Below are 5,923 nucleotides of genomic sequence, written 5' to 3' on the forward strand. Positions count from 1 at the left end.
CCACTACGGATTCGCCTTCCATCACGGGCTGCAACGCTGTCGTGGGATCAAACCTTCCTGGGCCGGTGAGGACGCAGAGCTAGGGCAAGGACGCGGTCGAGTGTCCGGTCGGGCAGGATGCGCGCCACGCGGGTGAGCAGTGCAGCCTCGCGGCCGATCGTGTAGCGCGTGCGAGGCTTGCGAGCCGTCACTGCCGTGGCGATCACCTTCGCGGCGTCGTCAGCCTCGAGACCCGACTTCGTGAACGACGCGGCCTGTGCGGTGACGGCATGGACCAACCCGCTGTAGCGCTGCCGTTGCTCGAGCGTCATGGTCGACACCAGCTCGTGGGCGGCGGCGATCGCTCCGTCGGCCATTTCCGTGCGCACGGCGCCTGGTTCGACAACGACCACCTGGACGCCGTGCGGGGCAACCTCGCGTCGCAACGAGTCGCTAATTGCTTCGAGCGCGAACTTCGTTGCCGCATAAGGACCGTAGGTGCCCATGGCGATCTTGCCGCCCACCGAGCTGATGTTCACCACGCGACCCTTGCTGCGAATCAGGGCCGGCAGGAGTGCCTGGATAACGGCGATGTGACCGAACAGGTTGACCTCGAACAGGCGTCGGAACTCGTCGATCGCCAAGGCCTCGATCGGTGCATACGGCCCCGAGATCGCGGCGTTGTTCACCAACGCCCGCAGTGCCCTGCCCTCAGGGTCGCTGTGCACCCGAGTAGCGAGCGCCTCGATGTGGTCTGGGTTGGTGACGTCGATGATCACCGGCTCGACACCCGGCCCCCGGATTGCGTCGGCATCCTGGTCGCGCCGGACACCGGCGAGGACGTGGAAGCCCCGCCGGGCCAGTTCGCGTGCTGTGGCCGCGCCAATGCCGGTGGACGCACCGGTGATCACGACGAGTTCTGGGGATTTGGGTGGCGCTGTCACCTCAATGAAGTTACTCAGCCAGTGGGGGAGTCAGCTCACTTCAACCACACTTTGAAATCGTCTCCCCACGTCGCTGCGTTCTGCCGAATCAGGTTGACCAGTGCGCCCACCGGTTGGGCTTGGCTGCCGTTGTCGGTTCCGCCGCCGTTCTGATAGCTGGTGCTTGCGGAGATGCCGATCAGTGTCGGCCCGGCGGTGTACCAGGGACCACCGGAGTCGCCGGGAATGATGACGACGCTGCCGACGATGGTCTGTTGTGCGTCCGGGCGGTCGTAATAGACACCAGTGATGCGTCCGTTGGTCTGCCCGGTTCGCGCGCCCGACTTGGTGACGTCATCGCCGACCTTGGCGTCGGCAACCCCGGCGAAGAAAATTTCGATGTCGAAATTGTCGTAGAGACGGATCAACGTGTAGCCACGCGATCGCACCGGTTGTTGCGAATCGCTTTCGGGCATATGTGAGACGACCGTGCCAATTTCGACACCGTTGTTGGCGCGCACGCGCTGATTGATGTCGTCGGCGCAGTGGCCCTCGGTCACAGCCAGGCGGTTATGCGCCTGGTTGAACGCGAAGAAGCCGAGCGAACAAGCGTGCGTGCCGATGTCGATGTCCATGCCCACCGCGAGCAGGCCCTCCGCGCGGGCGTGCGGTGCAAGCGGAATACCCACGAGGGCCGACACCAGGACCGCCGCCGTCTTCAGGGTCGTGCGTCTCTTCATGGGATCCGCTCTCCACGTGATTCGTTGACGTGTTTATATCGCGAGCGAACACGCGGCGATGAGGTTTGAGATCAGGCCTTCGTGGCGCCGGCTTTGGTCTGCAATCCGTCCAGAATGATGTCGAGCAGGTGGTGCGCGCGAGTGTCCCATTCGGCGTCGTCCAGTCGGCTCAGATACCCGATCAGCAGAATGACGTCACGGGCGTCGGCGTCGGGGCGCACTGTGCCGTCCGTCTTCCCAGCGTCGAGCAGGGTCGTGATTGCCTCGCCGATGGAGCCGATGCTGTGTCCGGCCAGATCGGATTGCACAGCGGACGTGACGGCGGCGAACACGCCGCGCTTCACTTGCGCATACTCAGCAACGCGGCGGAACCAATGCCTCAGTGCTTCGAGCGGATCGTGTTCAGCCAGAAGTGATTCCGCGGCTGCCACCAGGGATTCGACGTCGCCGCGGTAGACCTCGACGAGTAGGTCCTCGCGGGTGGGGAAGTGGCGATACAGCGTGCCCTGGCCAACGCCGGCCGCTTTGGCGACTTCGTTGAGCTTCAGATCATCGGGTCCGACGACGAGCTCGCGAGCGGCGTGGATGATGCGGGCGCGGTTCTGGGTCGCGTCGGCGCGACGGCGGGCGGCCTCCATGCGTCCTTTCGCGTTTGCTAAGCGGACATGTGTCCGGTACGTTGATGAGTGTAAGCGGATACGTGTCCACTTTACGAGAGGGGGAGCGCGGTGTCTGCCATTGACGGAAAGGTCGTCGTCATCACGGGAGCCAGCAGTGGCATCGGGGAGGCGTCGGCTCGACTGCTTGCCGAGCGCGGGGCGTCGGTTGTGCTGGGCGCCCGACGGGCAGATCGGATGGACCGGATCGTCAGCGAGATACGCGAAGGCGGTGGCACTGCGACGGCTCACGCCGTCGACGTGACACAGCGCAGCGATGTCGAGAATCTGGTCGACTCTGCAGTCACTGAGTTCGGCAGCGTCGACGTGCTTTTCAGCAACGCCGGCATCAGCAAGATCGGGCCGATGACGGACCTCGACGTCGACGGTTGGTCGGCGATGATCGACGTCAACGTCCGTGGTGTCCTCAATGGGATCGCGGCAGCCTTGCCGGTCTTTCGTCGTCAGGGTCACGGACATTTCGTCACGACGGTTTCGACTGCCGGACTTCACATGGCGCCGACGATGGCGGTCTATGCCGCGACGAAAAACGCAGTCCGCACGGTGATGGAGGGATTGCGCATGGAGTCGACGGACGGCGTCGTGCGGACGACGTCGATATCGCCAGGGTTCGTCGACACGGAGTTGGATACGACGATCGACAACGCTGACGTCCGCAAGCAGATCCGGTCCAACATGAATGAATTCGGTATGCCGCCCGACGCCGTCGCGAGGGCAGTGTTGTTTGCGATCGAGCAGCCGCGTGACATCGAGATCGGCGACATCACGATCAGACCTGCGGTCCAGGGGTAGTCAACAGGTCTGCCGCGGGATCGCCGAAATTCACGTTAAGCAGCAGAAGTGCGAGTAATGAAACTGCATAACGTGAATCTCGTTGAAAGCCGCGACGAATCGCGCGTGTGAGAGCCGGGCAGCCCGCGGGGGCGCGGGGCAATGAATCCGCAACCATGCCGCCGCGCAGCCCGAAGCCTGGCCGACCATCAACTCAACGCGTCGCGTCAATAGCCCTGCGCCATAGACCAATTCGTCACAGTGACGTAACGCGGGTGTGCGCAAGTGGGGAAGGGGGCGGCGGAACGGCCGGGGTGGATCGAGTCTCAGTGGGGCAGCTGAGCCAGCCAGTCCGACTCCCCGTCGACAGGCTGATTATCGATCACCACGAGCGGTACCCCAGGTTTCGGAAAGGTGTGCAAGACAGTGAAATTGTGTGCGGCGATGGCGTGCGGGTCGTAGCCAATCGGCAGGCCAACCCTAATGAGATCTTGGGCCTGCTGAGGCGCGCCGACGCGATCGGCCAAGTCCGCCAGTTGATCGTTGCTCAGATCCGTGGGCCCTTCCTCTTTGGGTTGTAGGTCGGCCGAGTAGATCTGCTCGACGAATCGCCACGTGATGTCACTTGTCTGCGATTGACCGGCTACCACGTAGGTCGCGTAGATCGCTCGGCTGTCGTATGTGCCGCTGGCGGAGTACTTGTCAAGGAAGTCGACGTAACGAAGGTTCACGCGGAGCTTGCCGGCCTCGATGCGCCTACCGATCTCGGCGCCCTGCGCCCGGACCATCTTGCCGCTGTATGGGCACAGCGGATCGACGTACAGGTCAATCTGCCCGAGCGCATTCGGGTCGCCGATCGAGACGGCATCGCCCGCCGGCGCTGCTACGGCCGCATGCGCCAGGCCGGTGGGACCCCACATCAGGAGCGCCACGAGCACGGCGAGGGCCGCCCCGCGTACCCGAATCAATCGGTTCAGCGTCACATTCATGGCTCCATCATGTCCTGCGCGTCATGGTGGCCGTTTGCGCAGCCATCAACCTTCGCTCGGCCGTCGACTCCATGCGTGGCTCAGGGCCAGAATCCGTTCATGGGTTCGGCGAAGGCGTCGTTGTTGGTCAGCGGGGGAAGGCCGAGGCTGTCCTCGATGGTGCGCTGGAGGCTGTAGTGGTTGGCGTAGTCGTCGACGACGATCGGGCCCGGCACCATCCCCGAGTTTGGCGAGGCGATGACGATCATCGGCACCTTGTTGCCCTGGTTGCCAATGCCCAGCGACAAGTTGTTGTAGTCCTCGTCGAACGTGATGAAGATGACGTCGCGCTGGGTCTGCCATGACGGCGAGTTCATGATGGTGGGAATCGTCTGCTGGACGAACTGGTCGGCCGCCGCGACGTTGTACTGGTGAGTGGTGAGCTGGCTGAGAATGAAGTTGATGATGCCGATTGGGAAATCGATCGGGCCTTCGCCGTTGTTGTTTTCGTCGGCCGCGAACCACACGAAATCGGGCGTGGTGGCGATTGAATGGAGGTCGGTGGCCATCTGCGTCAGCGGGAACAGGTGGGCCTGCGCGCGGGCGGGGTCATTGAAGATGTTGCTGAACGCGAGGAAAGGCAGCTCGTCGGGGTTGTAGTCCCCGCTGGCCATCTCGTCGCCCGGGAAAGGCATGCTCTGTGCGTAGCCGGCCCACGTCTTGCCCGCCGCCTCGATGTTGTCGGCCAGGTTGGGTTCCGAGAAGCAGTTTGTGGGGCAGTTGTAGTTCAAGCCGAAGTCGGATCCGCCCAGGATCGGATAGTAGTTCGGGTCACTGGGGTGCGTGAGCGCGAAGTAATTCGACTCGTATCCGTATGCGTTGATCAGGCTGTTGAGGTACGGCGCGTTCGGGCTGCCGATGATGTCACTCGTGCCGTGGTTCTCCAGATACACCATGAAGACGTGATCCAGCGGGCCGACCGTAGACACCGGCGGCGTGGGCGGCGGTGGGGCCACCAACGGGGCGCCGACGGTAAGCGAGATGTTGTCGGCGTAGGCATTGTTGTAGTTGCCGGGGAAGGGGTTGTAGTCGGTGAAGGTCACCGTCACCACCGCGCTGCGGGTACCCATCGGGATCGTGCCGGTGGTGTTTCGCGCGATCAGCCCGGTCTGGAACAAACGTTCAAGCGCGGTGACGCCGGTGAGCTGGCCGGTGCCCAGTGGCATCTTGCTGGCGTTGCGGAAGGTGACCGTGACCGAGGCCCGGGACGGGTCGATGAACGCGCCGCCCAGGTCAGCACTCAGCGCGTAGGGCACGGCGCCGGCGTCGATCTGTGATGCCGCACCGCTGAGGTCGACTGTTTGGCTGATCGTGGAGGTGGCCACGTTCCCGCCGCCGAAGAACTGCGCGCCGCTGCCGGCCGGTTTGTTGCCCACGCTCGGGAACCCGAGGAACGCCGGCAGGGTGGGCCCCGGCGTCGCCAGCCCCAACGGCAGCCGACGCAGGGTGCCGTACTCGATCACGGTCGGCGTGCCGGTCACCGTCCAGCCGGGCATGCTCACCGAGCTGTATCCCGACAGCGACGGGTCTCCCAGCTCGGCGCCGGCGTTCGACAGCAGATTCGGGCTCATCACGGGAGTCACTGCTGCGGTCGGGGGGGCGACGGTCAGCGCGCTGAGCTGCTGGCCGCCGACCGCCGGGCTGGGGTTGAAGAGGGACTCGAATTCGCGTCGCGCCCAGGCCAATACAGTGAACAGCAGCGGCGTTCCGGCCGGCGCGCTGGGACTGCCTGTCATCGACGGGCCCAAACCCACCATTCCCAGCAATGTCGACACCACACGAGTGACGATGTTCCGCGGCGCCAA

6 protein-coding genes are annotated in these 5,923 nt (G+C 64.2%); 1 reads left to right on the plus strand and 5 read right to left on the minus strand.

What is annotated here, in order from left to right; all coding sequences use genetic code 11:
- Positions 1-47 precede the first annotated feature (47 nt).
- The 3 genes from QOH60_RS24360 to QOH60_RS24370 all read right to left on the minus strand — a co-directional run bounded on the left by QOH60_RS24360 (position 48) and on the right by QOH60_RS24370 (position 2,280).
- Entirely contained in the window at positions 48-923 is an 876-nt protein-coding gene (locus QOH60_RS24360) for an SDR family oxidoreductase (RefSeq protein WP_526424451.1), read from the minus strand.
- A 35-nt stretch (positions 924-958) separates the two neighbouring features.
- On the minus strand, positions 959-1,642 hold the full coding sequence (locus QOH60_RS24365; protein ID WP_526424452.1) for a chymotrypsin family serine protease: 684 nt from the start codon (positions 1,640-1,642) through the stop codon (positions 959-961).
- 71 nt (positions 1,643-1,713) lie between these two features.
- Positions 1,714-2,280, minus strand: coding sequence for a TetR/AcrR family transcriptional regulator (locus tag QOH60_RS24370; protein WP_526424453.1), 567 nt, complete (start codon positions 2,278-2,280; stop codon positions 1,714-1,716).
- Between the two features lie 90 nt (positions 2,281-2,370).
- Here QOH60_RS24370 and QOH60_RS24375 point away from each other — a divergent pair, with 90 nt between their 5' ends.
- Entirely contained in the window at positions 2,371-3,111 is a 741-nt protein-coding gene (locus QOH60_RS24375; RefSeq protein ID WP_526424454.1) for an SDR family oxidoreductase, read from the plus strand.
- Positions 3,112-3,416: 305 nt separating this feature from the next.
- Here QOH60_RS24375 and QOH60_RS24380 read toward each other — a convergent pair whose 3' ends face one another.
- Both QOH60_RS24380 and QOH60_RS24385 read right to left on the minus strand, forming a co-directional pair.
- Entirely contained in the window at positions 3,417-4,079 is a 663-nt protein-coding gene (locus QOH60_RS24380) for a DsbA family protein (protein ID WP_526424455.1), read from the minus strand.
- Positions 4,080-4,159: 80 nt separating this feature from the next.
- Positions 4,160-5,923: alkaline phosphatase family protein (locus QOH60_RS24385; RefSeq protein ID WP_526424456.1), on the minus strand; the 1,764-nt coding region annotated here is incomplete at its 5' end.

The organism is Mycobacterium sp. (assembly GCF_032159765.1).
In the GTDB taxonomy this organism is placed as follows: domain Bacteria; phylum Actinomycetota; class Actinomycetes; order Mycobacteriales; family Mycobacteriaceae; genus Mycobacterium.